At 73.3% G+C, this 22,270-nt stretch carries 20 protein-coding genes; 13 read left to right on the forward strand and 7 right to left on the reverse strand.

Annotated elements, in window-relative coordinates; all coding sequences use genetic code 11:
- Window positions 1–186 precede the first annotated feature (186 nt).
- Entirely contained in the window at window positions 187–810 is a 624-nt protein-coding gene (locus HCN08_RS05750) for an ATP-binding protein (protein ID WP_322974252.1), read from the forward strand.
- A 162-nt stretch (window positions 811–972) separates the two neighbouring features.
- The gene (locus HCN08_RS05755; protein WP_167981784.1) at window positions 973–1,959 is read left to right on the forward strand and encodes a DUF5926 family protein; all 987 of its coding nucleotides are present in this window, start codon (window positions 973–975) and stop codon (window positions 1,957–1,959) included.
- Window positions 1,960–2,274: 315 nt separating this feature from the next.
- Here HCN08_RS05755 and HCN08_RS05760 read toward each other — a convergent pair whose 3' ends face one another.
- Both HCN08_RS05760 and HCN08_RS05765 read right to left on the reverse strand, forming a co-directional pair.
- Window positions 2,275–2,490 carry a hypothetical protein gene (locus tag HCN08_RS05760; protein ID WP_167981685.1) on the reverse strand — a complete coding sequence of 72 codons (216 nt, stop codon included), beginning with the start codon at window positions 2,488–2,490 and terminating at the stop codon, window positions 2,275–2,277.
- Between the two features lie 341 nt (window positions 2,491–2,831).
- On the reverse strand, window positions 2,832–3,524 hold the full coding sequence (locus HCN08_RS05765; protein ID WP_167981785.1) for a bifunctional DNA primase/polymerase: 693 nt from the start codon (window positions 3,522–3,524) through the stop codon (window positions 2,832–2,834).
- 775 nt (window positions 3,525–4,299) lie between these two features.
- On the opposite strand from HCN08_RS05765, the gene HCN08_RS05770 reads away from it, so the two are divergent.
- Together HCN08_RS05770 and HCN08_RS05775 are read left to right on the forward strand one after the other, a co-directional pair.
- Window positions 4,300–5,874, forward strand: a complete 1,575-nt coding sequence (locus HCN08_RS05770; protein ID WP_240969800.1) for a PP2C family protein-serine/threonine phosphatase — start codon at window positions 4,300–4,302, stop codon at window positions 5,872–5,874.
- A 49-nt stretch (window positions 5,875–5,923) separates the two neighbouring features.
- Window positions 5,924–7,465 carry an aminopeptidase P family protein gene (locus tag HCN08_RS05775; RefSeq protein WP_167981787.1) on the forward strand — a complete coding sequence of 514 codons (1,542 nt, stop codon included), beginning with the start codon at window positions 5,924–5,926 and terminating at the stop codon, window positions 7,463–7,465.
- 64 nt (window positions 7,466–7,529) lie between these two features.
- Here the strand turns inward: HCN08_RS05775 and HCN08_RS05780 are convergent, their stop codons facing one another.
- Complete coding sequence (locus HCN08_RS05780) at window positions 7,530–8,021, reverse strand: ATP-binding protein (protein ID WP_167981788.1); 492 nt, start codon at window positions 8,019–8,021, stop codon at window positions 7,530–7,532.
- 242 nt (window positions 8,022–8,263) lie between these two features.
- On the opposite strand from HCN08_RS05780, the gene HCN08_RS05785 reads away from it, so the two are divergent.
- The 9 genes from HCN08_RS05785 to HCN08_RS05825 all read left to right on the forward strand — a co-directional run bounded on the left by HCN08_RS05785 (window position 8,264) and on the right by HCN08_RS05825 (window position 18,762).
- On the forward strand, window positions 8,264–9,046 hold the full coding sequence (locus HCN08_RS05785) for a hypothetical protein (RefSeq protein ID WP_240969801.1): 783 nt from the start codon (window positions 8,264–8,266) through the stop codon (window positions 9,044–9,046).
- Window positions 9,047–9,385: 339 nt separating this feature from the next.
- Window positions 9,386–10,165, forward strand: a complete 780-nt coding sequence (locus HCN08_RS05790) for a YcnI family protein (RefSeq protein WP_167981790.1) — start codon at window positions 9,386–9,388, stop codon at window positions 10,163–10,165.
- Between the two features lie 84 nt (window positions 10,166–10,249).
- The gene (locus HCN08_RS05795; protein WP_167981791.1) at window positions 10,250–10,918 is read left to right on the forward strand and encodes an SCO family protein; all 669 of its coding nucleotides are present in this window, start codon (window positions 10,250–10,252) and stop codon (window positions 10,916–10,918) included.
- A 44-nt stretch (window positions 10,919–10,962) separates the two neighbouring features.
- The gene (locus HCN08_RS05800; RefSeq protein WP_322974253.1) at window positions 10,963–11,397 is read left to right on the forward strand and encodes a copper chaperone PCu(A)C; all 435 of its coding nucleotides are present in this window, start codon (window positions 10,963–10,965) and stop codon (window positions 11,395–11,397) included.
- A 7-nt stretch (window positions 11,398–11,404) separates the two neighbouring features.
- Window positions 11,405–13,537 (forward strand): copper resistance protein CopC, encoded by a 2,133-nt coding sequence (locus HCN08_RS05805; RefSeq protein ID WP_167981793.1) that lies wholly within the window; start codon window positions 11,405–11,407, stop codon window positions 13,535–13,537.
- A 196-nt stretch (window positions 13,538–13,733) separates the two neighbouring features.
- Complete coding sequence (gene efeB / locus HCN08_RS05810; protein ID WP_240969802.1) at window positions 13,734–15,059, forward strand: iron uptake transporter deferrochelatase/peroxidase subunit; 1,326 nt, start codon at window positions 13,734–13,736, stop codon at window positions 15,057–15,059.
- 89 nt (window positions 15,060–15,148) lie between these two features.
- Entirely contained in the window at window positions 15,149–16,075 is a 927-nt protein-coding gene (pheA, locus tag HCN08_RS05815) for a prephenate dehydratase (protein ID WP_167982039.1), read from the forward strand.
- 555 nt (window positions 16,076–16,630) lie between these two features.
- Window positions 16,631–17,926: a serine--tRNA ligase gene (gene serS, locus HCN08_RS05820; protein WP_167981795.1), complete on the forward strand. Its 1,296-nt coding sequence runs from the start codon at window positions 16,631–16,633 to the stop codon at window positions 17,924–17,926.
- On the forward strand, window positions 17,923–18,762 hold the full coding sequence (locus HCN08_RS05825; protein ID WP_167981796.1) for an HAD family hydrolase: 840 nt from the start codon (window positions 17,923–17,925) through the stop codon (window positions 18,760–18,762). The genes serS and HCN08_RS05825 overlap by 4 nt, the downstream gene beginning before the upstream one ends.
- 21 nt (window positions 18,763–18,783) lie before the next feature.
- On the opposite strand, the gene HCN08_RS05830 is transcribed toward HCN08_RS05825, so the two are convergent.
- The 4 genes from HCN08_RS05830 to HCN08_RS05845 form a co-directional block, all read right to left on the reverse strand.
- Entirely contained in the window at window positions 18,784–19,500 is a 717-nt protein-coding gene (locus tag HCN08_RS05830) for a rhomboid-like protein (protein WP_206318408.1), read from the reverse strand.
- A 125-nt stretch (window positions 19,501–19,625) separates the two neighbouring features.
- The gene (locus HCN08_RS05835) at window positions 19,626–20,345 is read right to left on the reverse strand and encodes an ABC transporter permease subunit (protein ID WP_167982040.1); all 720 of its coding nucleotides are present in this window, start codon (window positions 20,343–20,345) and stop codon (window positions 19,626–19,628) included.
- 79 nt (window positions 20,346–20,424) lie between these two features.
- Entirely contained in the window at window positions 20,425–21,342 is a 918-nt protein-coding gene (locus tag HCN08_RS05840) for an ABC transporter ATP-binding protein (protein WP_167981797.1), read from the reverse strand.
- Window positions 21,339–22,205, reverse strand: a complete 867-nt coding sequence (locus tag HCN08_RS05845; protein ID WP_322974278.1) for an ABC transporter permease subunit — start codon at window positions 22,203–22,205, stop codon at window positions 21,339–21,341. The genes HCN08_RS05840 and HCN08_RS05845 overlap by 4 nt, the downstream gene beginning before the upstream one ends.
- Window positions 22,206–22,270 lie beyond the last annotated feature (65 nt).

Below are 22,270 nucleotides of genomic sequence, written 5' to 3' on the forward strand. Positions count from 1 at the left end.
ATCGCACCCGCACCGGCGCCGGGCGTACGCGGGCGGCCGTTGCCAAGGGCATGGGCGTGCCCGGCGCACCCGAGCGGTTGCTTTCAGGCGGTGTATGGAGTGCGTCAAGAGATCGCGGCCGGGCAGTTTCCGGTGCAGCCCCAGAGGGCATCCATCCCGTGGCGTGGGGTGAAGGAGGTCACGGGGGTGTCGGTGATGGTCGCACAGGAGGTGCCGACGTCTACGACCATGGCCCTGCCCCATGGTCCTGGAGGCGTCGCGGACGCACGACGGCGCATGCGCCGGGATCTGTACGCGCAGAACGTGCCGGAGACGGTGGTCGACGACGCGGTGCTGATCCTTTCCGAACTGCTGAGCAATTCGTGCCGGCACGCCCGCCCGCTGGGTGATCCGGCGCGGGAGGTGGAAGGCCGCGGCACACCGGGCCCGAGGCGGGCCGAGAGCGCGGCGCCCGCGGGTGTCGCCACGGAGCCGGACGGCGGCATACGGGCCGGGTGGGCCGTGGGCGCGGACGGCCTGCTCAAGATCGAGGTCACCGACGGCGGCGGCCCGACCCGGCCACGCCCGTCCAGCCCGTCGCTGACGGCGCACGGCGGTCGCGGCCTCGGCATCGTCGCCAGGCTCACCCTGCGCTGGGGCGTGGCCGACCACGCGCCGGGCGAGGTCACCGTCTGGGCGCTGCTCCCGGTCCGCGGCCGGCACGCCCGGCGGGACGACGTGGGCCTCGGCGGTACGGGCATCGGCCTGCCCCGCGGTATCCCGCTCGACCTTCCGCTGGACCTCGCGGAGTCGCTGGACGACCGTGGCTGACCGCGGCCGACAGCGGCCGGCCGCCGCTGACCGCCCCCGAGGGGGCGGCGCCGGGCGCGTACGGCGTACGCCCGCGTACGCCCGCCCGTCGTGGTCGGGTGCGGGTCGCTCCGGGCGCTAGGCTCGCGGCCGGAACACCGCCGCGACGGGAGAGACCGAGCCATGGCCAAGAAGCGCGCGACCGCCACCAGGACCAAGGGGGCCGCACCGGCCGCCGGGAGCGTGAGGGGCGGCGAGGCCGTGCCGGTGGTCGGCGCGCGGGAGCCCTGCCCGTGCGGCTCCGGCCGCCGCTACAAGGCCTGCCACGGCCGGGAGGCCGCGCACGCGGTCACCGAGCTCGTCAAGCGCCCCTTCGAGGGCCTGCCCGGCGAGTGCGACTGGGTGGCGCTGCGCGAACTGGTGCCCGCCGCCACCGCCGCGCTGGCCCTGAAGGACCCGCTGCCCGAGGGCGTGCCGTCCGTCACCCTCGGCACGGTGCTGCCGATGGCGTGGCCGGGGCTGCGCCGCGACACCGGCGCGGTGCTGCTGGGCCTGCAGAGCGACACCGCCTCCGGCGACATCAGCCGCGACCTGGCGGACACCCTGGTCCGGGCGCTCACCGCCGAGCCGGGCAACCCCGTGGAGGGCCGCAGGAAGGCCCCTGACGGCCCGCGGCTGCAGGACCTGCTGGATCTGGACGCGGCCTTCGTCCCGGAGGTCCACAGCGGCTTCGAGTTCTGGCTGGAGGACGCCGGGACCGCGACCGGCGAGGTCGCCGCGTCGCTGGAGCGCGCCAACCAGGCCGCGATCCCGACCGTGCGGCTCACCGGCGTCGAGGCGGCGTACTGGTGCGAGACGCCGGAGAAGAACCACCTGCGCTGGGTGATGCCGCACGCCGAGGAGACGCTGCTCGACGCGATGGCCCGGCTGCATGTGGCCGGCGCCTCGTCGCTCGGCGAGGGCACCCGGCTGGTGGGGTCCTTCCGCGCGCACGGGCTGACGGTCCCGGTGTGGGACCTGCCGGTGGGCATGGGGGCGGACGAGGTCGAGAAGCCGGCCGCGGCCTTCGGTGAGCGCCTGGCGGAGACCCTGAGCCGTACCGAGCCGCTGACGGCGGAGGAGCGGCGGGCCAGGAGCGGCTTCATGAACCGGCAGATCACCCTCAGCTGAGCGCCCGCGCGACGCGCGGCGGAACGCCCGGATCGCCCGGATCTGGGCCCCGCTCGCGGGCAGACTGAGCGGTTGGTCAGTGATTCCGGTCACAACTCCCCTGGAATTGCCGGGATTACGGGACCAGCGCGGCCCGGGGAATTTGCGATCGGACGAAGTCTTGTTACCGTTTATTCAGCCCGGTCGCTGATGCATCCCCCGTCGTCAGCGACCGGGTTTTCCCTGTGTGGGCGCAGGTCAGCGGGCTGCGGACCATGGCCGGCGGACCGCTGGCTGCGGCTGCGGTCCGCACATGTGACGGGCAGGCCGCGCGGCTCAGTCGCCGTCCGCCGCGCCCGGGGCCCGGGCGCCCCGGTCACCGTCGTCGTCCTGGTGGGACGCGCTGTGCCGGGCCTGGCCGTGCCGGCCGCCGTCGTGCTGGTCCGCCGTCGCCGCGGCAAGCGGCAGCGCCAAGGCCAGGGCGACGACACTGGCCGCGGCGATCAGACGCAAACGATTGCCGGTTTCCTGCGCATTCTGGTGCGATGCCATCCGCCGCTCCCCTCGCCCTCGACGTCGCCGTACGGTCCGCGGCAGCGGACTCGCCGCAACGAAGAACATAGCGGTCGCATACGGGCCGTTCCGCCCACGCGGCGCCGCCACCGCGGTCGCACACGGCCGGCGGCAACCCGAACGAGTGACGGTACGACGTACGTTCACCCGTACGAACCGTCCCTCGACCATACGCCGCCCCGCGCGCCTGTCACATACGGGCGGCTACCCCGCCGCAGCCTCTTTTCACCGCGGCGGCGGGCTTCGCAATCCCCCCGGGGCCGGGAAACCCGGCCGCACATTGCCGAGCTGCCAGGCCGGCTGCCGGCCGGGCCGAGCTGTCAGTACGTCAGCCGGTCGCCGTCCGGCGCCAGGCGGCCGGCGCGCACCAGCGCGTCGACCAGGGTGCCGATCTGCGGCAGCCAGGGCGCGCCGACGGCGGTACGGTCGTCGATCCGCGGCGGGCGCAGCCAGCGCAGTTGGCCGCCGCTGCTGCTGGACGGCGGCAGGCCGACGTAGCCGCCGTCACCGTGGTAGCGCAACGAGGTCGGCACCCAGTCGTGGCCGTCGAGGATCTCGCCGAGGTCGGCGAGCGAGTAGGGCGCGACGAGTATCTGCAGCCGCGTCGGGGTGGCGACCACGGGGCCGAGCCGGACGCCCAGCCGCTCCATCGTCTCCAGCGCCCGTGCGCCCGCGACGGCCGGCAGGCTCGCCGCGGAGACCCGGTCGCCGGTGGCCAGGACGACCGGCGCGTCGGGCCGGTGCGTCCACCAGAACCGCACCATACGTGGGTCGCGGGTCGCCGCCAGCAGTCCGGGGTCGAGCGGATGCGCCCCGGGCACCGGGCAGTTGGGCCGCGCGCAGGCGCACGGCTGCGCTCCCGCCCCGCGCCAGCTGCCGCGCCGGTCGTAACCCACACCGGGTACGACCCGCCACTGCCACTGCTCGGCGTAGGTGAGCGCCGCGTTGAGCAACGCGGTCCGCTCCTTCCGCTGTAGTGAGAGCTTGCGTCGCCTTCCGAGGATCTCGCGCATCAGCGCTCGTTCCTTTCCGTTAACGCCCAGGGATCTGCCCATTACAGAACGTAACTTGTCGAGCACACCGCTTACGAGGCAGCGCAGCACAGCGAACGCCGCCAGCCGAGCGTGGAACGTGGCGGAGGTTAGCGCGTGAAAAGCGCTTGGCTGTTCGTGGTGCCCTGATCGTGACCCACTCGTTCGTGGCTCACTCCGGGACCGTGCCCCCGCCACCCGGGGTTGGGTCGGCCGTCAACTGATTACGTACTTACGACGCTTGAGCCAGACTTCGGGTTCCTACCCATCGCCCGCAAAATGACGCGCTGTTGGCTGGGATCAGTCGACAGCGCGCATACGACGGGGGTGGTTGTTTTCAGCCAACGTAGGGCGTCGGAGGTGTGGAGCGCAAGGCGGCCGACACCACTCCGTGTACCCGGACAATCCTGGACATGCCCACGATAGGGCGTGTAGAAGTGGGGTCCTTGATAGCGGCGCAGCACACATGGGGGTTTGCGATGCTAATCATGCAAGTGCTCCGCGCACCGCGGACGAAAAGCGCTGAATGCCCCACCCGCTGGTCCCTGGCCGGAAGTCCCCGCAGGTGAACCCGCCCCGGGTCAGAAAAGTGGCCGGAAGCGAGCCACTTCGGCCCGCCGCGGCGCATACTCCCAGCGCGCCCGCAGTGACCGCGGCCCCGGCCGCCGTCGCCGCCGTACCGCCCCCTGCCGTCGCGGGGGTGCCGGCCGCGGCCTCCGCGCCTCCCGCGGGACCGGCGCCGGGAAGCGGCCAGGACATGGCCCGTGAGCAGCCGGAACGCGCCTCGTACGAACACCGCCTCGGTGTCCAGGACCGGCTCGCGGCCTGGGTGTGCGACCTGTCCCTACTGCACGAGCTGACCGAACGGCTCGCCCGTACCGCCCTCTTGGACGACACGCTGCGTGAAGTGGTGCAGGCCGGCGGCACGCTGGTCGGCGCGCGACGCGGCCTGATCTCGCTGTCGCCCGCCGACGGGCTCGGGCCCGACACAACGGTCGGACTCGGCCTCGGACACGCCGACCTCGGCGCGTTGGAGACTGTCGCCTTCGGGTCCGTGCCGCCGGGCGCCGAGGAGGTCCTGCACCCGGATCTGCGCCACGGGCCGGGCTCACTCGGGCGCCAGCGGGAAGTGGCCGCACAGCTCGGCCTCGGCGCCGGATACGGCCTCGCGCTCGCCGTCGACCGCACCGTATCCGCACCTGATCCGGCCAACTCCTCCACAAGCGGCCCCGCCGCTTCCTCCGGGCCGGGCGACACCGCCGCGCTGCTCAGCGACCCCTCCGACGAAAACCTCCGCGACTTCTCCACAGGCGTCGCCGACTTCTCCACAGCCGACGACGGCTCCCCCGCACCTCTTGCCGAGACCGCGCCCTATACAGAGCCGGCACCCTTTGCCGAGGCTGCGCCCTTTGCCGAGGCTGCGCCTTATACCGAGCCAAAGCCGCGCCCGGCGCCCGCTGCCCGCAGGCACCGGCTCGGCCAGGTCGTGTGGTTCTACGACGAGGCCGCCGAGCCCACCGCCCGGCAGCGCCGGCTCACCGGTATGTACCTGCGCTTCGCCGCCGAGCACATCGCCCGCGGCCTGGACCTGGCCCGCAGCCGGCAGGCCGCCGCCGACCTGGCCGCCGAGATGCTGCCCGCCCGGCTGCCGCGCGTCCCCGGCGTGCGGATGGCCGTACGGCACCGCGGCGGGCCGCGCGGCGGCGGCGACTGGTACGACGCCCTGCCGCTGCCCGAGGGAGCCCTGGGGCTGGCCGTGGGCGGCGTGACGGGCGCCGGGCCGGGCGCGGTGGCCGCGCGCGACCGGCTGCGCGCCTCGCTGCGGGCGTACGCGGTCATGGAGGGCGAGGACCCGGTCGCGGTGCTCTCCGACCTGGAGCTGCTGCTGCGGCTCACCGAGCCCGCCCGCTCCGCCACCGCGCTCTTCGGCCATGTGTGCGCCCCGCAGGACGCCGGGGGGCGGCGGGTGACCCTGGCAGGTGCCGGGCACTGCCCGCCGCTGCTGGTCGGCGACCACCGCTGCGAGTTCGTCGAGACGTCGCTGTCCGCGCCGCTGAACATGCTCAGCTGCTGGGAGGCGCCGAGCGTCGAGCTGCGGGTGCGGCCGGGCGAGAGCCTGGTGCTGTTCACCGACGGGCTGCTGCACCGCACCGGCGACTGCGCCGACCGGGCCTTCGCCCGGGTGCACGCCGCCGCCCGCAGCGCGACCGGGGCCGTACGGGAGGACCCCGGGCGGCTGGCCGACCACCTGCTGCACACCGTGCTGCCCGGCGGCCTGGACCGCACCGGCGGCGAGGAGGACCTGGTGCTTCTGGTGGCCCGTTTCGACTGACGTACCCCCCGCCTACGATGGACGAACGGTTCATCTGAGGAGGCAGGACGTGACGGAGGCCCACCAGCAGCAGGGCACGACCGGGGACGAACGGCGCGAGGCCGCCGCGGACGCCGCGACGGCGGCGGCAGCGGACGCGCAGGACACCGAGGCGGCGCAGGCCGCCGAGGACAAGCCGGTCAAGCAGCGCAAGAACGGCCTCTACCCGGCGGTGTCCGACGAGCTGGCCGACGTCATGAAGTCCGGCTGGGCCGACACCGAGCGGCGCGGCCTCACCCCGATCCCGCAGGCCGCGCACGCGGCGGTCCGCCGGGCCGCGCTGTCCGCCCGCTTCCCCGGCGAGCGGATCGTCGTTCCCGCCGGCAATTTGCGCAGGCGTTCCAACGACACGGAGTATCCCTTCCGCGCCGCCACCGAGTACGTCCACCTCACCGGCGACCAGACGCAGGACGCCGTCCTGGTGCTGGAGCCGCTGCCCGAGGGCGGCCACGAGGCGACCGCGTATCTGCTGCCCCGCTCGGACCGGGAGAACGGCGAGTTCTGGCTCGACGGGCAGGGCGAGCTGTGGGTGGGCCGCCGCAACAGCCTGGCCGAGGGCGAGCAGCTGCTCGGCATCCCCTGCCGTGACGTGCGCAAGGTCACCGGGCAGTTGCGCGAGGCCACCGGCCCGGTGCGGGTCGTGCGCGGCCACGACGCGGGCATCGAGGCGGCGCTGGCGGACAAGGTCACCGCCGAGCGGGACGCGGAGCTGACCGTCTTCCTGTCCGAGCTGCGGCTGGTCAAGGACGACTTCGAGATCGCCGAGCTGGAGCAGGCGTGCGCGTCCACCGCCCGCGGCTTCGAGGACGTCGTCAAGGTGCTGGACAAGGCGCAGGCCACCTCCGAGCGCTACATCGAGGGCACGTTCTTCCTGCGCGCCCGCGTCGAGGGCAACGACGTCGGCTACGGCTCCATCTGCGCGTCGGGACCGCACGCCACCACGCTGCACTGGGTGCGCAACGACGGCCCGGTCCGCTCCGGCGACCTGCTGCTGCTGGACGCCGGCGTGGAGACGCGCAACCTGTACACCGCCGACGTCACCCGTACGCTCCCGGTCAGCGGGCACTTCACGCCGATCCAGCGGCAGATCTACGACGCCGTGTACGCCGCCCAGCAGGCGGGCATGGACGCGGTCAAGCCGGGCGCCGCCTACCGCGACTTCCACGAGGCCGCGCAGCGCGTCCTGGCCGAGCACCTGGTCGCGTGGGGGCTGCTGGACGGGCCGGTCGAGAAGGTGCTCGCACTGGGGCTGCAGCGCCGCTGGACGCTGCACGGCACCGGGCACATGCTCGGCATCGACGTGCACGACTGCGCGCACGCCCGCACCGAGGCGTACGTGGACTGCACCCTGGAGCCGGGCATGGTGCTCACGGTCGAGCCGGGGCTGTACTTCCAGGCCGACGACGAGACGGTGCCGGAGGAATACCGCGGTATCGGCGTCCGGATCGAGGACGACATCCTGGTGACGCCTTCGGGGCACCGGAACCTGTCCGGTGGGCTGCCGCGCGCCGCGGACGAGGTGGAGTCCTGGATGGCGGCGCTGCGCGCCTAGAAGGCGCCTGCGTGGCTCCTGCGGCGGGTCGGGCTGGCTGGTCGGGCGGTCGGGCTGGTCGGGCTCAGGACGCCCGCAGCAGCGCGTCGTCGCGCCACTTGAGGACCTTGTCGAAGGACACGGCCGTCCCGAGCCCGGGGCGGTCGTGGAAGCGCACGTGGTCCACCAGCGCCTCGATGAGGAACAGGCCGCGCCCGTGCTCGGCGTACTGCCCGCGGTGGCTCAGCGGGCGCGCCGGGTGCAGGACCCAGTCCGGTTTGCGGTCGGATTCGGGTGCGTGGTCGAAGACGGTCGTGCGGTCGCGGGACGACGCGGGCTCGGAGTCGGCGACTTCGATACGGCAGCAGTCGCCGTCGATGTGGGCGGTGACGCAGTAGCCGTTTGCCGATCCGGCGTGCTCCACGGCGTTCGCGCACGCCTCGGACAGCGCCACGCACAGGTCGAAGGAGATGTCGGGGTCGACCCCCGCGGTCTCCATCGTCCCCAGCAGCAGCTTCCGGGCGATCGGAACGCTCGCAGCCTCGCGCCGCAAATGGAGTGACCACCAGATGCTCATGCTCCAGCCTCCTGGCTGCGGCTCGACATACGGTTACGTATTGCCGCGAAGGCCGCGCCGTAAGCGCGGTGTTGACGCCATGCCGCTCGTTCGGCGGATGTGTGCACCCGGCGTACGGGTGTAAAAGGCGGCCGGACACACCGCCGCGAGGCGGACACCCCGTGTTCTCTGCTGGGGCCCGTGGTGAGAAGATGTCGGCCGTCATGGCTTCCCCCGCGACCGCTGTGCGCGCAGGCGCCGGCATGCGACTGCTGCGGGCCGCGGTGTTCGCCGCGGTCTGCGTCGTGCTGGCCGCGGCCGGTCACACGCTGGCCTCGGGCGCCCCGGTGCCGGTGTGGTCGCTGGCGCTGGGATGGGTGGGGGTCTTCGCGGTCGTGGTGCCGCTCGCCGGCCGGGAGCGGGCGATGCCGGGCATCGCGGTGAGCCTGGCCGCGGGCCAGCTGACGCTGCACGTGGTCTTCGGCGCCGGGCAGATGTGCGCCGCGCCGGGGTTGTACCGTCCGGGTGAAAACGACGGCGGGCTGCTGGCCCTGGCCGCCCGCCTGGTGTGCGGCACCCACGGCGGGCCGCTGACCGTGCAGTCGGCCCGGCAGATCGTCACCGCGGCGGGCCTCGACCCGGACACCGCGGCCACGATGCCGGGGATGACCGGCATGACGGGCGGCGGACGCCCGGCCGGCCCCGACGCGCACACGCTGATGGCGGCGCTGCCGCTGTGCTCGCTGCCGATGCTGCTCGGCCATCTGCTCGCCGCCGTGGTCGCGGGATGGGTGCTGCGCCGGGGCGAGGCCGCGGTCTGGCGCCTGGTCAGGCTGTCGGTCCGGGGCGCGGCGGAGCTCGCCGTGCTCAACCCGGCCGTCCTGCGCCGCGCCCGCGCGCTGCTCGCCGCCCTCGCGGGCGACGCGCCGGGCCCGCTGCGGCCGGGCCTGTGGCGTGCCGGCGAACCACCGGGCGCCGCCTGGCGCACGGTGCTGCTGCGACATTCGCTGGCCCGGCGCGGCCCACCGGTGGCCCTGGCGGCCTGACGCGGCGTCCGCGCCTCCCGTATCGCCTCGTGTTCCGTTTTCTCCCGTATGCGCCTATTGCGCGCGCTATGGGCGTACGGTCGCGGCGTGGGTGGATGGGCGGCGGCGCGCGGGACCGCCCGGCCGCATAACGCCACGGGAACGCCACCGGTGGCGCGTGACCCGTACGCCCGGAAATCCGTCGCCCATTGCCACGGCGGACCGGCCGCGTACGCCCGTCGCACGCCGCGCAGAGCCTTCGGCTCGGCACATTGCCCCGGCGTCACCCCGTGCGCAGATGGCGCGGCCTGTTCCCCGTCCACCGTCAGCAGCACCCTTCACCGTGGAGAAACCCCTGCCATGAGCAGTTCCCGCATGTCCCGCATCTCCGGCCGTGCCGCGGCCGTCGCGGCCACCGCCGGCGCCTTCGTCGTCCTGGCCGCCATGCCGGCCTTCGCCCATGTCACCGTGCAGCCCACTTCCGCCGCCAAGGGCGGCTACACCACGGTCGCCTTCAAGGTGCCCAACGAGCAGGACAACGCGTCCACGATCAAGCTCGAAGTGAACCTGCCGACCGACCACCCGATCGCGTCGGTGTCGATCCAGCCGGTGCCGGGCTGGACCGCGCAGGTGACCCAGTCGAAGCTCGCCACGCCGATCAAGACCGACGACGGCACCATCGACCAGGCCGTCACCAAGATCACCTGGAGCGGCGGGAAGATCGCGCCGGGGCAGTTCCAGCAGTTCCCGGTGTCCTTCGGGCCGCTGCCCTCCGACACCGACTCGCTGGCCTTCAAGGCGCTGCAGACCTACGACAACGGCGACGTCGTCCGCTGGATCGAGATCCCGCAGGCCGGCCAGGCCGAGCCGCAGAACCCGGCGCCGACCCTGAAACTGACGGCAGCCGCCGACGACGGCGCCGCGTCCGCCGCCACCGGCACGCCCGCCCCGGCGCCCGCGGCCGACAGCGGCGCCGGCAAGGCGACACCGCAGGCAGCCGCCTCGGGCAGCGGCAGCGACGACACCGCCCGCGGCCTGGGCATCGCCGGCATCGTCGTCGGCGCTGCGGGCGTCGGCTTCGGCGTCTTCGCGGGCCGGCGCCGTACGCCCGCGCAGGACGGCTCGTCGGCCGCCGGCTGACGGCACCGCCGGGCGGCCACGTCCCCGCACCGGGGCTCCGCAGCCGCCCGGCCCCTTCACCACCGCACTTTGAGGACCACTTCCATGCGTACCACCGCCAAGACCGCCGCCGCCGTCCTCGCCGCCGCCTGCGCCCTCCTGCTCACCGGCTGCGGGGGCTCCTCCGGCGGCGGCGACACCGACTCCGACTCCGCCGCCGCAGCTGTGGTGAGCACCGCCGCGAACCAGCCCGGCACCGTGCTCGACACCCCCTTCGCCAAGCCGCAGCTGCATCTGACCGACAACCAGGGCAAGCCGTTCGACCTGGTCAAGCAGACGGCGGGTCATCCCACGCTGCTCTTCTTCGGCTACACCCATTGCCCCGACGTGTGCCCGACCACCATGAGCGACCTCGCCCTGGCCAAGTCCAAGCTGTCCGCGGCCGACCAGGCCAAGCTCAAGGTGGTGTTCGTCAGCACCGACCCCGAGCGCGACACCCCCGCGCGGCTGAGCCAGTGGCTGGGCGCGATGGACAAGAGCTTCATCGGCCTGACCGGCGACTTCGCCACCATCCAGACGGCGGCCCGCTCGGTGGGCGTCGGCATCTCCCCGCCGGTCAAGGAGAAGGACGGCAGCATCACCGTCACCCATGGCGCGGAGGTGCTGGCCTTCTCGCCCAAGGACGACAAGGCCCACGTGCTGTACATGTCGGGCACCACCGCCGACCAGTACAGCCACGACCTGCCGAAGATCATCAGCGGCGGAACGCCGTGAGGCGGCGGCGGGCACTGCTCGGTGCCCTAGGCGGAGTCGTGGCCGTGGCCGCGGCGAGCGGCGCCGCGGCGGGACTGACCGGACACACGTCGGGCTCCTCCGGCCCGGCGAAGCTGGCGGTCAGCACCGGGTACATTCCCCAGCCGCTGCTGACGGACGAGGCCGCCGCCTATGTGACGGTGACCAACACCGGCGGCACGGACGCGCAACTGACGTCGGTGAGCACCCCGCTCGCCGCGTCCGTCACCCTGCACACGACAACCGGCACCACGATGCGCCAGGTGGGCGCACTGACCGTGCCCGCGGGCGGAAAACTCGTCCTCGGGACCGGCGGCGACCACATGATGCTGGAGAACCTCACCCACAAGCCCTCGGTGGGCGAGCAGATCACCCTGCTACTCCACTTCACCCATGCGTCGCCCGCCACGGTCACGGTCACCGTGCCCGTGCGCCCGACGACGTACGACCCGAGGGGCTGATCGACGGATGAACAGACGGTTGTACGTACCCCGGCGCGCCCTGGCCACGGCAGTGGCCACGTTCTGCGCGCTCGTCGCGGTGCTGCTGGGCAGCGCGACACCGGCGTCCGCGCACGCGGCGCTGCTGCACACCGATCCCGCGGACGGCGCCGTGGTGCAGACCGCGCCGCAGCAAGTGGTGCTGACCTTCTCCGAAGGCGTGCTGCTGTCGGCCGATTCACTGCGGGTCCTGGACCCGGCCGGCACCAACGTCGCCGTGGGCACGCCCGGGCACGCGGCCGGCAAGGACTCCGGGTCGACCGCGACGGTCGCGCTGCGGCCGGGCCTGGGCAACGGCACGTACACCGTCGCGTGGAAGGCCGTCTCGCAGGACAGCCACCCCGTGGCGGGCGCCTTCACCTTCTCGGTGGGCGCGCCGTCGAAGACGACGGTGGACCTGTCGGCGCAGGCCGCGCTCGGCGGCGGGGCGGCGGGCACGCTCTACGGGGTGGCGCGCTACTTCGCCTACGGCGGCTTCGCGCTGCTGGTCGGCGGCAGCGTCTTCCTGTCGGTGTGCTGGCCGCGCGGCGCCCGGCTGCGCCCCATGCGGCGGCTGGCCGCCGGCGGCTGGGTCGCGCTCGTCGCGTCGACCATCGCGCTGATCATGCTGCGCGGCCCGTACGTCAACGGCAGCGGGCTCGGCGACGCCTTCGACCTGGACGTGATCCGCACGCAGTTGGAGACCCGGCCGGGTGCCGCGCTGGTCTCCCGGCTGCTGCTGCTCGCGGCGGCGGCGGTCTTCCTCGCCGTGCTCTTCGGCAGCTTCACCCAGCGGGAGGACCCCGAGGAGCGCGCCGACCTCGCGTGGGGCCTCGGCATCGGCGGCAGCGTCGTGGCGGTGGGCATCGCCGCGACGTGGGCGATGGCCGAGCACGCCTCGGTCGGCATCCAGCACCAGGTGGCGATGCCGGTCGACGTCGTCCACCTGCTGTCGATGGCGGTGTGGCTCGGCGGCCTGATCACGCTGCTGACCGCGCTGTTCCTGCCGTCCGCCGCGGGCACGCTGGAACGCGCCGCGGTCCGCCGCTTCTCCGCGATCGCGCTGACCGCGGTCACCGCGCTGGTCGGCACCGGCACGTACCAGGCGTGGCGGCAGATCGGCACCTGGCGGGCCTTCACCGACACCTCCTACGGGCGGCTGCTGCTGATCAAGATCGGCCTGGTGTGCTGCCTGGTGGGCGTCGCGTGGTTCTCCCGCCGCTGGACGCAGGCCCTCGGCGAGCCGGCCGCCGCGAGCGCGGGCACCTCGCGGGTGGGGCGGGTCGGCCGGCAGAAGGAGCGGCTGGCCGCTGCCCAGACGCCCCGTCAGGCCGTACGGGCGGCGGCCGGGGCACAGGAGCCCGGCGCGACCGTGGAAGGCGATCAGGAGGCCGCGCAGGGCGCCCGGCGGGACGAGGCGGACGCACCGGGCGGGGACTCCCCGGCCGGTACGGGCGCGGAGTCCGCCGGCGCCTCGGCCTCGGGGGCGGCCGGCCCGGACGGCTCCCCCGCGGCGGACCCGAAGCGGGCGGCGCAGCTGCGCAGGCAGCAGGCCGCGCGGACCGCGGCCCGCGAGCGGAAGACGCGCGACGCCGACCCGGCCCGGGTGTCGCTGCGCCGCTCGGTGCTGGCCGAGGCGGGGATCGCGGTGGTGCTGCTGACCGTCACCACGATCCTCAGCGGCAGCCAGCCCGGCCGCGCCGCGGAGGAGCAGAAGCAGTTCGCCAAGGCGCCGGCCGCCCCGGGCGCGAGCGCCCCGGCGACCGCCGCTCCGAAGGACGTGAACCTGCGCATCCCGTTCGACACCGGCGGCGCGGGCGGCAAGGGCACCGCGGGCCTGACCATGTCGCCGGCGCGGGCCGTCCTGCCCGCGGCGGTGCACCTGGAGCTGACCGACCCTGCGGGCAAGCCGGTCAATGCCGTCGAGGTGCGGCTCGCCTTCACCCTGCCGGCGCAGCACCTCGGGCCGCTGCAGGAGAAGGTCACCACCTTCGGCGCCGGGCACTGGATTGCCGACAACGTCCAGCTGCCGCTGCCGGGCACCTGGCAGGTGTCGCTGACGATCCGCACCTCCGACATCGACGAGGTGACGGTGACGCAGAACGTGCAGATCGCGTCATGAGCCATGGCCGTACCGCAAGCACCATCGTGAGCGAGAACGTATGAGCACGTCGGAAAAGGCCGGCTCCGGCGCCCCCGCACAGGGCGGCGCCGGAACCGGCGGCTCGGCACAAGGCAACCGCAAGGCACCGGCGGCGCGGTCCGCCGCAGGGCGCAAAGGCTCGGCAAGAGGCAAAGCCGCGACGGACGGCCCGGCAATGGGCCAAGCCACGGCGGAAGGCTCGGCAATAGGCGAAGCCGTGGCGCACGACTCGGCAATTGGCGACCGGAAAGCCGCCCCGTCCGGCCCCGCGGGCGGTGTGAGCCGGCGGCGGCTGTTCGGCGTCGCGGGGGCCGCCGGGGCGGTGGGGCTCGTCGGCGGCGGTGCCGCGGGAGCGGCGGCGACAGCCGCCGGGCACCACGATCCGGTGGCGCTCACGACGGTCGGCTCCGCGCACATCCCCTTCGAGGGCGCACGGCAGGCCGGCATCGTGCAGCCGGCGCAGGCCCGCGGTCACCTCGTCGCCTTCGACCTGGCGCCGGGCGCCGACCGCAGGGCCGCGGCGGCGCTGCTGCGCCGCTGGTCGGACGCGGTGCGGTCGATGACCAGGGCGGACCGCCCGGCGGCGCCCGCCGCGTACGACGACCAGGTGGCGTACGACGCGGGTCCCGCCTCGCTCACCGTCACCTTCGGCTTCGGCCGCAGCTTCTTCGGGCGCACCGGCCTCGGCTCGGCGCTGCCCGAGGCGCTGGCGCCGCTGCCGGACTTCCCCGGCGACCACCTCGACCGTACGCGCAGCGACGGCGACCTGTGGGTGCAGATCGGCGCGGACGACGCGCTCGTGGCTTTTCACGCGCTGCGGGTGCTGCAGAAGGCGGCCCGGGACACCGCGGCGGTGCGCTGGCAGATGAACGGCTTCTCCCGGACGCCCGGCGCCACCGCGCACCCCATGACCGGCCGCAATCTGATGGGGCAGATCGACGGCACCAACAACCCCAAGCCCACGGACCCGGATTTCGAGTCCCGGGTGTTCGTGCCGGCGCACGGCTCGCCGGCGTGGATGGCGGGCGGGTCGTACGCGGTGGTGCGGCGGATCAGGATGCTGCTCGACGACTGGGACCACCTGCCGGTCGCCCGGCAGGAGCAGGTGATCGGGCGGCGCAAGTCCGACGGGGCGCCGCTGTCGGGCGGCACCGAGACGACGCCGGTCGACCTGGCGAAATTCCGGCCGGACGGCTCGCTCGCCATCGCCGGGGACGCGCACATCCGCGTCGCCGCCCCCGCCTCCAACAGCGGCGCGGCCATGCTGCGGCGCTCGTTCTCGTACCACGACGGCATCGGTGCGGACGGGGTGCCGGACGCCGGGCTGCTGTTCGTGGCGTGGCAGGCGGACCCGATGCGCGGCTTCGTGCCCGTGCAGCGCAAGCTGGACGGCGCGGACGGCCTGTCCCGCTTCCTGCGGCACGAGGCGAGCGGCCTGTTCGCGGTGCCGGGGGGCGCGGGGCCCGGGGAGTACGTGGGGCAGCGGCTGCTGGAGGGCTGACGTGGGCGGGGCGGCCGTCGCCCGCAGCCGGTGCGCGCGACCGTGACCCGTACGGAGCAGGGCGCGCGGGCGGCTAGGCTGCTTGCATGTTGTCAGCGAGCCGCTACACGTATCTGGGCCCCGAGGGCACGTTCACGGAGGCCGCGCTGCGGTCGCTGCCCGAGGCGGCGACGCGGGAGCTCGTGCCGATGGTGTCCGTGCCGGCGGCGCTGGACGCGGTGCGCTCCGGCAGCGCGGGCGGCGCGCTGGTGCCGATCGAGAACTCGGTGGAGGGCGGTATCACCGCCACCCTGGACGAGCTGGCGTTCGGCGAGCCGCTGATGATCTACCGCGAGGTGCTGCTGCCGATCGCCTTCGCGCTGCTGGTGCGGCCGGGCACGGAGCTGGCGTCGGTGAAGACGGTCACCGGGCACCCGGCGGCGCAGATCCAGGTGCGGCAGTGGCTGTCGGAGCATCTGCCCGACGCGGTGTGGGAGTCGGCGGCGTCCAACGCGGACGGTGCGCGGCTGGTGCAGGAAGGCCGTTTCGACGGGGCTTTCGCGGGGGAATTCGCCGCGCCGACGTACGGTCTGGAGCCGCTGGCCACTGAGATCCACGACGCGGCGAACGCGACGACGCGCTTCGTGCTGGTCGGCCGCCCGGCACGGCTCGCGGCGCCGACCGGCGCGGACAAGACGTCGGCGGTCTTCTGGCTGCGCGACGACCACCCCGGTGCGCTGCTGGAGCTGCTGCAGGAATTCGCGATCCGCGGAGTGAACCTGATGCGGATCGAGTCCCGGCCGACGGGGGAGGGCCTGGGCAAGTACTGCTTCTCCGTGGACGCCGAGGGGCACCTGACCGACCGGCGGGTGGGCGAGGCGCTGATGGGCCTGCGGCGGCGCTGCCTGGGCGTGCGCTTCCTCGGGTCGTACCCGCGTGCCGACGAGGTGGCGGGGACGGTCGTGCGGGGAACGGGCGACGCGGAGTTCACCGAGGCCGCGGACTGGCTGAACCGGGCGCTCGACGGCCGCGGCTGAACTGCTCTGCTGGGTTCTGCACAGCTACCGATGAGTTATCCACAGGGGTGGTCACCCGCCTGTGGGTAACGTGGGGACAAGTCGACAGGAGCTGTGGAGAGAGCCCGACCTAGTCGACAAATCGGTACACAGCCGCCCGCACCCCTCAGAGTGACGCAGGACACTCCGCGTCATCCCAATTCCTCCGGCCCACTCGTCCGAGGGAGTATTTCTCACCCGAAAGTGAGTGTGGAGCGAGTTTGAACGGGGAATCCATAGCCGAACATCCGGCGCCCGAAATGATCTCGGTCCTCTTCCACAGATCTTCCCCACACCCTGTGGACAAGTGGTGGAGATCTTCCCCGCCCCTGTGGATAACCAGCCCCCGACGCCGATGATCAACTCCACTTCTCCACAAGCCGGATGCCCCTGCGGAGGGACGCCCGCAATAGGGTTGACGACCCATTTTTTCGCCCCCTCTGTGGATTTTCCTCGCTTTTGCACTGAAGCTCTCATATCGGGCATAAAGCCGCTAAGTTGTCGCGGGCGACGGCCCCTCCCCGGTAGCCTGTAGCCGTGATCGACCTTCGCCTGCTTCGTGAGGACCCCGACCGTGTGCGCGCCTCGCAGCGCGCCCGTGGAGAGGACGTCGCGCTCGTCGACTCCCTGCTGTCCGCCGACGAGCGCCGCCGGTCCTCCGGCACCCGCTTCGACGAGCTGCGCGCCGAGCAGAAGCAGCTGGGCAAGCTGATCCCCAAGGCGCAGGGCGACGAGAAGGCCGAGCTGCTGCGCCGGGCCGGCGAGCTGTCGGCCGCGGTCAAGGCCGCCGACGCCGAGCAGCACGAGGCGGCCGAGGAGGCGCAGCGGCTGCTGCTGCAGATCGGCAACATCGTCCACCCCGACGCCCCCGTGGGCGGCGAGGAGGATTTCGTCGTCGTCGAGCAGCACGGCACCCCGCGCGACTTCGCCGCCGAGGGCTTCACGCCGCGCGACCACCTGGAGCTCGGCGAGCTGCTGGGCGCCATCGACACCGAGCGCGGCGCCAAGGTCTCCGGCTCGCGCTTCTACTACCTCACCGGCATCGGCGCCCTGCTGGAGCTGGCCCTGGTCAACGCCGCCATGGCGCAGGCCACCGCGGCCGGCTTCACCCCGATGCTGACGCCGAACCTGGTCAAGCCCGCCGCCATGGCCGGCACCGGCTACCTCGGCCAGGCCGAGGACGACGTCTACCACCTCGACAACGACGACCTCTACCTCGTCGGCACGTCCGAGGTGCCGCTCGCCGCCTACCACATGGACGAGATCATCGACGCGGCCCGGCTGCCGCTGCGCTACGCGGGCTTCTCGTCCTGCTACCGGCGCGAGGCCGGCTCGTACGGCAAGGACACCCGCGGCATCTTCCGGGTGCACCAGTTCGACAAGGTCGAGATGTTCGTCTTCACCACCCCGGAGGAGTCGCACGCCGAGCACCGGCGGCTGCTGGAGTGGGAGAAGCAGTGGCTGACGTCGCTGGAGCTGCCCTTCCAGGTCGTCGAGCTCGCCTCGGGCGACCTCGGCCTGTCGGCGTCGCGCAAGTTCGACTGCGAGGCGTGGATCCCGACGCAGGGCAAGTACCGCGAGCTGACGTCGACGTCCAACACCAACGAGTTCCAGGCGCGGCGGCTGAGCGTACGCATGCGCGAGGAGGGCGCCACGCGTCCGCTGGCCACGCTCAACGGCACGCTGTGCGCGGTCACCCGGACGATCGTGGCGATCCTGGAGAACCACCAGCAGCCGGACGGCTCGGTGCGCGTCCCGGAGATCCTGCGCCCGTACCTGGGCGGCCGGGAGCTGCTGGAGCCCGCCGCCACCGCGCCGGCCGCGGCCAAGTGAGCGGTACGCAGGCCGCGGCGGGCCGCCCGCCCGCCGCGCTGCCGTTCCGCCTGGTCGCCACCGACCTCGACGGCACGCTGCTGCGCAGTGACGGCACCGTCTCACCGGCCTCGCGGGACGCGCTCGCGGCGGTCTCGGCGCAGGGGGCGGCGCACATCGTCGTGACCGGCCGCGCGGTGCCGTGGACGCGGCATGTACTGGACGACCTCGGCTACCAGGGCCTGGCCGTGTGCGGGCAGGGCGCGCAGGTTTACGACGCGGGCGCGGGCCGCCTGCTGACCTCCGTCACCCTGGACCGGCAGCTCGCCGCCATGGCGCTGGCGAAGATCGAGGCCGAGGTCGGGCCGCTGGCGCTGGCCGCGAGCCGTGACGGGCTGGGCGGCGAGGTACTGATCGGCCCGGGTTACGTCTACAACCCCGAGCTGCCGGTGCTGCACATCACCGGCAGCGACGACCTGTGGGCCGAGCCGATCAACAAGATCTACATACAGCACCCGGGTCTGAGCGACGACGAGCTGACGCAGGTGGCCACCGATGTCGCCGGTGACCTGGTGAGCGCCACCATGGCGGGCGCGGGCATCGTGGAGCTGCTGCCGCTGGGGCTGACGAAGGCGACCGGCCTGTCGCTGGCCGCCCGGCGGCTCGGGGTGCCGGCCGCCAAGACCATCGCCTTCGGCGACATGCCCAACGACATCCCGATGTTCGGCTGGGCCGGCTACGGCGTGGCCATGGCCAACGGCCACCCGGAGCTGAAGGCGGTCGCCGACGAGGTCACCGCCTCCCACGACGAGGACGGCATCGCCCTCGTCCTCACCCGCCTCTTCGGCCCGTTCTGACCTCTGCCCCCGCCTCCACCTTCACCTCCGCCCCGCCCCGCGCGGCGCGGGCCGCGGCAGCGGGGTGGCGGCGTGGCAGCACAGGCCCAGCAGGAACGCCGTCAGATGCCCGAGGTCGGTGTACGTGCCCCCGCGCAGCACCGGATACCCGAAGAAGCACAGCACCGCCGCCAGATAGGCCCACCGCCAGCGCACCGGCACCCGGTAGGCCAGCACCCCGACCACACCGGCCAGCCCGTAGCTGACGCCGATGTCCACGGTGTGCGCGAGCGAGTGCGGCAGCCGGTCGTCCCGAATGCCGAAGAAGACCGCCTTCTGGCTGATCAGGGTGGCGCCGATGTGCGCGGTCGCCGCGGTGAAGAGCCAGTGCCATGTGCCGAGCCAGCGCTCGGCGGGGGCGTGCACCAGCTCGAAGAGCACGGTGTAGAAGGCGAAGGCGGAGGGCGTCTGGATCCAGAACGCGCTGCCGATCAGTACGCGGATCGGGTGACGGTGCAGCTCGACGAGGTTGGTGCTGTAGTGGTGCAGCAGCATCTCGCGGGTGTGCGGTGCGGCGACCGCCACGACCGTGCTGGTCACGGCCAGTATCGCCAGCCAGACGTGCGTGCCGGGCGACGAGCGGACCCACCCCGCGGCGCATCGGCACGCGTCGCGCGGGGTGACGCGGCGGAGCCGGTGCGCCGCGACGCGGATCCGGGTGGGTACGGTCGGCGCCGCCGGCGTGGTCTGCTGGGCCATCGCCCCCCAGTCTTCACCGCCGCACCCCACGCCGCCCGCCGACACCCTGCCCCTGCCCCGCGGGACCGCCCGCGAGGCAGGGCGTCAGGGGCAGGGGATCAGTGCAGGGGGTCAGGGGCGGGAACTCACTCGTCGACGGCGAGCTTGAGCGTGCTCAGCTTGCGGGCGGCGAACCAGGTGGCCGCCACCGTCACCAGGACCAGCGCGACCACGCCCACGTTCAGGCTCACGGCGGAGTCGACCAGGTCGCCGTGCGCGATCTTCTGCGCCACCGCGAGCGACCACTGCTGGACGCTGAGCGTACGGGCGCCGGGCACCACATTGCCGACGACGCCCTCCCACACCAGCGCGTAGACCAGGCCGACCACCACCGCGTGCCGTGTCACGACGCCCAGCAGCAGGAAGATCGCGGCGTAGGCGATGCACGCGACGGCGGCGGCTATCGCGTAGGCGACGGCGAGATTCTGGCCGTTGGCGTTGAGGACATAGCCGGCGATGAGCGTCGGGACGGCGGAGAAGGCGACGGTGACGCCTATCGCGACCAGCAGCTTGGTCAGGATGATCGTGCGGCGTCTGATCGGCTTGGCCAGCAGGTAGACGATCGCGCCGTCGTCGATCTCCGGGCCGATCGCGCCGGTGCCGGCGATGACGCCGACCAGCGGCACCATGGCGCTGAGCGCGAAGCCCTGGAGCAGGTCGTCGGTGGTGGAGTCGTCGGCGCCGGCGAGCAGGCGGACCGCGGCGACGATGACCAGGAGCAGCAGCGGCAGCGCGAACAGCAGCAGGGCGCGGCGCCGGCCGAGCAGCGCGCCGTACGTCAGCCGGGCGACCGTCGGATGGTAGATCGCGGGCCCCGTCGACGGCGGCTGCGGCTGCGCGGTGCGGCCGGGCCCGGTGGTGGTGGCGGACATGTCGATGGGCTCCTTACGCCGTGACCAGGTAGGAGAAGACGCTCTCCAGGGACTCGTCGGACGGCGAGACGGTGAAGAGCCGGATGCCGTGGTCGCGGGCGATCCGGGGCAGGAACTCGGTGAAGCCGGCGAAGTCGACCGCCTGGACGTGCAGCGCGCCGTCCCGCATGTCGAGCTCGATCGCGGCGGTGGAGGCGTGGCCGATGAGCGCGGACGCCAGCTGCCGGTCGTCGCTGGACCGTACGAGGTAGCGGTGCGGGCGGTCGGTCATCAGCCGGCGGATCTTGCGGAAGTCGCCGGAGGCGGCGTGCCGGCCGGCCACCACGACCTCGATGTGGTGGGCGAGCTGCTCGACCTCCTCCAGGATGTGCGAGGAGAACAGCACCGTGCGGCCGTCGGCTCCCATTCGCCGCAGCAGCTCCATCAGCTGCAGCCGCTGCCGCGGGTCCATGCCGTTGAAGGGCTCGTCCAGCAGCAGCACGGACGGCTCGTGGACCAGCGCGGAGGCCATCTTCGCGCGCTGGCGCATGCCCTTGCTGTATGTCTCGATGCGGCGGTCCTGCGCGTACTCCATCTCGACGACGGCCAGCGCCCGCTGCGCGGCGGCGTCCGGGTCGGGCAGGCCGTGCAGTTCGGCGTTGGCGACGACGAACTCGCGCGCGGTCAGGAAGTCGTACATCGACTCGCGCTCGGGCACGATGCCGATCTCCCGGTACGCCTGCTCGTTGCGCCAGATGACCGCTCCGTCGAGGGTGACGGTGCCGTTGGAGGGCGCGAGGAAGCCCGCCATCATGTTGATGAGGGTGGACTTGCCGGCGCCGTTCGGGCCGAGCAGTCCCGTCACGCCGGGGCCGATGGTCATCGTGACGTCGTTGACCGCCACCACGTTGCCGAACCAGCGCGAGACGTTGTCGATGGTGAGGGTCGTCATGCCATGCCCACCTTCTCGTAGCGGCGCATCAGCAGCGCGAACGTGCCGGCGACGATGCCGAGCAGGACCAGCAGATACGCGATGCCCGCCGCCGCGTTCGGCGGCCCGGAGGCGTGCGGGAAGGCGGAGTGCGCGCCGAGGAACCAGGTCTGGAAGCCGTCGATCAAGGTGATCGGGGAGAACAGCCCGATCCAGCCGATGACGTCGTAGCGCTCCTGCGCGGCGGCCACGCCCTGGACGCTGGAGACCGCCGCGTAGGTGATGACGAACAGCGCGATGACCGCCGCCACGCCGAAGCCGCGGCGCGGGGTGACCGCGGAGATGACCAGGCCGATCCCCGCGAAGAGCAGGGAGAGCAGCAGGACGGACACCAGGCCCTTCGCAAACCCGGCGGTCTGGTGGCCGAAGCTGAGCTTCGCCAGCAGTGCGCCGATGTAGAGGATGAGCAGGGGGAGCGCGGTCAGCAGGAACAGCGCGCTGGCGAGCGCGGCGTATTTGGCGGCCACGTAGTCGACCCGCTCGATGGGGCGGGAGAAATACAGCGGGGTCGTCTTGAAGCGCAGGTCGCGGCTGACCGACTGGGGCGCCTGGGAGGCGACGAAGAGCGTGATGACCGCCTGGAGGATCACGGCGTACCGCGTGTACTGCACCGGGAGGTCGGAGCGGTCGGCGAAGACGGTGACCGCGACGATGATCAGCGCGGGCAGGCACATCACGCCGAGCAGGATCATCGGCAGCACCTTGGACTTGGCGCTGCGGCCGAGGCCGTAGGCGCCGCGCAGGCTCTGCGCGAACAGCGACTTGCGGGCGTAGGCGCGACCGAGGCGGGGTCCTTCGTAGCTGCGGTACCCGATGTTGTGGATGACGTCGGGCGGTGAACCGGCGCGGGTGCCCGCGGCGGCGGCCGGGGCGCCGGGCGTGGCGTGGG

This window comes from Actinacidiphila epipremni (genome assembly GCF_012034175.1).
Lineage (GTDB): Bacteria > Actinomycetota > Actinomycetes > Streptomycetales > Streptomycetaceae > Actinacidiphila > Actinacidiphila epipremni.

Bases quoted from the DNA above. Each gene is read 5' to 3' on its own strand.
- HCN08_RS05755 (WP_167981784.1), top strand. From the start codon at position 973: ATGGCCAAGAAGCGCGCGACCGCCACCAGGACCAAGGGGGCCGCACCG.
- HCN08_RS05760 (WP_167981685.1), bottom strand. From the start codon at position 2,490: ATGGCATCGCACCAGAATGCGCAGGAAACCGGCAATCGTTTGCGTCTG.
- HCN08_RS05765 (WP_167981785.1), bottom strand. From the start codon at position 3,524: ATGCGCGAGATCCTCGGAAGGCGACGCAAGCTCTCACTACAGCGGAAG.
- HCN08_RS05770 (WP_240969800.1), top strand. From the start codon at position 4,300: ATGGCCCGTGAGCAGCCGGAACGCGCCTCGTACGAACACCGCCTCGGT.
- HCN08_RS05780 (WP_167981788.1), bottom strand. From the start codon at position 8,021: ATGAGCATCTGGTGGTCACTCCATTTGCGGCGCGAGGCTGCGAGCGTT.
- HCN08_RS05785 (WP_240969801.1), top strand. From the start codon at position 8,264: ATGCGACTGCTGCGGGCCGCGGTGTTCGCCGCGGTCTGCGTCGTGCTG.
- HCN08_RS05790 (WP_167981790.1), top strand. From the start codon at position 9,386: ATGAGCAGTTCCCGCATGTCCCGCATCTCCGGCCGTGCCGCGGCCGTC.
- HCN08_RS05795 (WP_167981791.1), top strand. From the start codon at position 10,250: ATGCGTACCACCGCCAAGACCGCCGCCGCCGTCCTCGCCGCCGCCTGC.
- HCN08_RS05805 (WP_167981793.1), top strand. From the start codon at position 11,405: ATGAACAGACGGTTGTACGTACCCCGGCGCGCCCTGGCCACGGCAGTG.
- efeB (WP_240969802.1), top strand. From the start codon at position 13,734: ATGGGCCAAGCCACGGCGGAAGGCTCGGCAATAGGCGAAGCCGTGGCG.
- HCN08_RS05830 (WP_206318408.1), bottom strand. From the start codon at position 19,500: ATGGCCCAGCAGACCACGCCGGCGGCGCCGACCGTACCCACCCGGATC.
- HCN08_RS05840 (WP_167981797.1), bottom strand. From the start codon at position 21,342: ATGACGACCCTCACCATCGACAACGTCTCGCGCTGGTTCGGCAACGTG.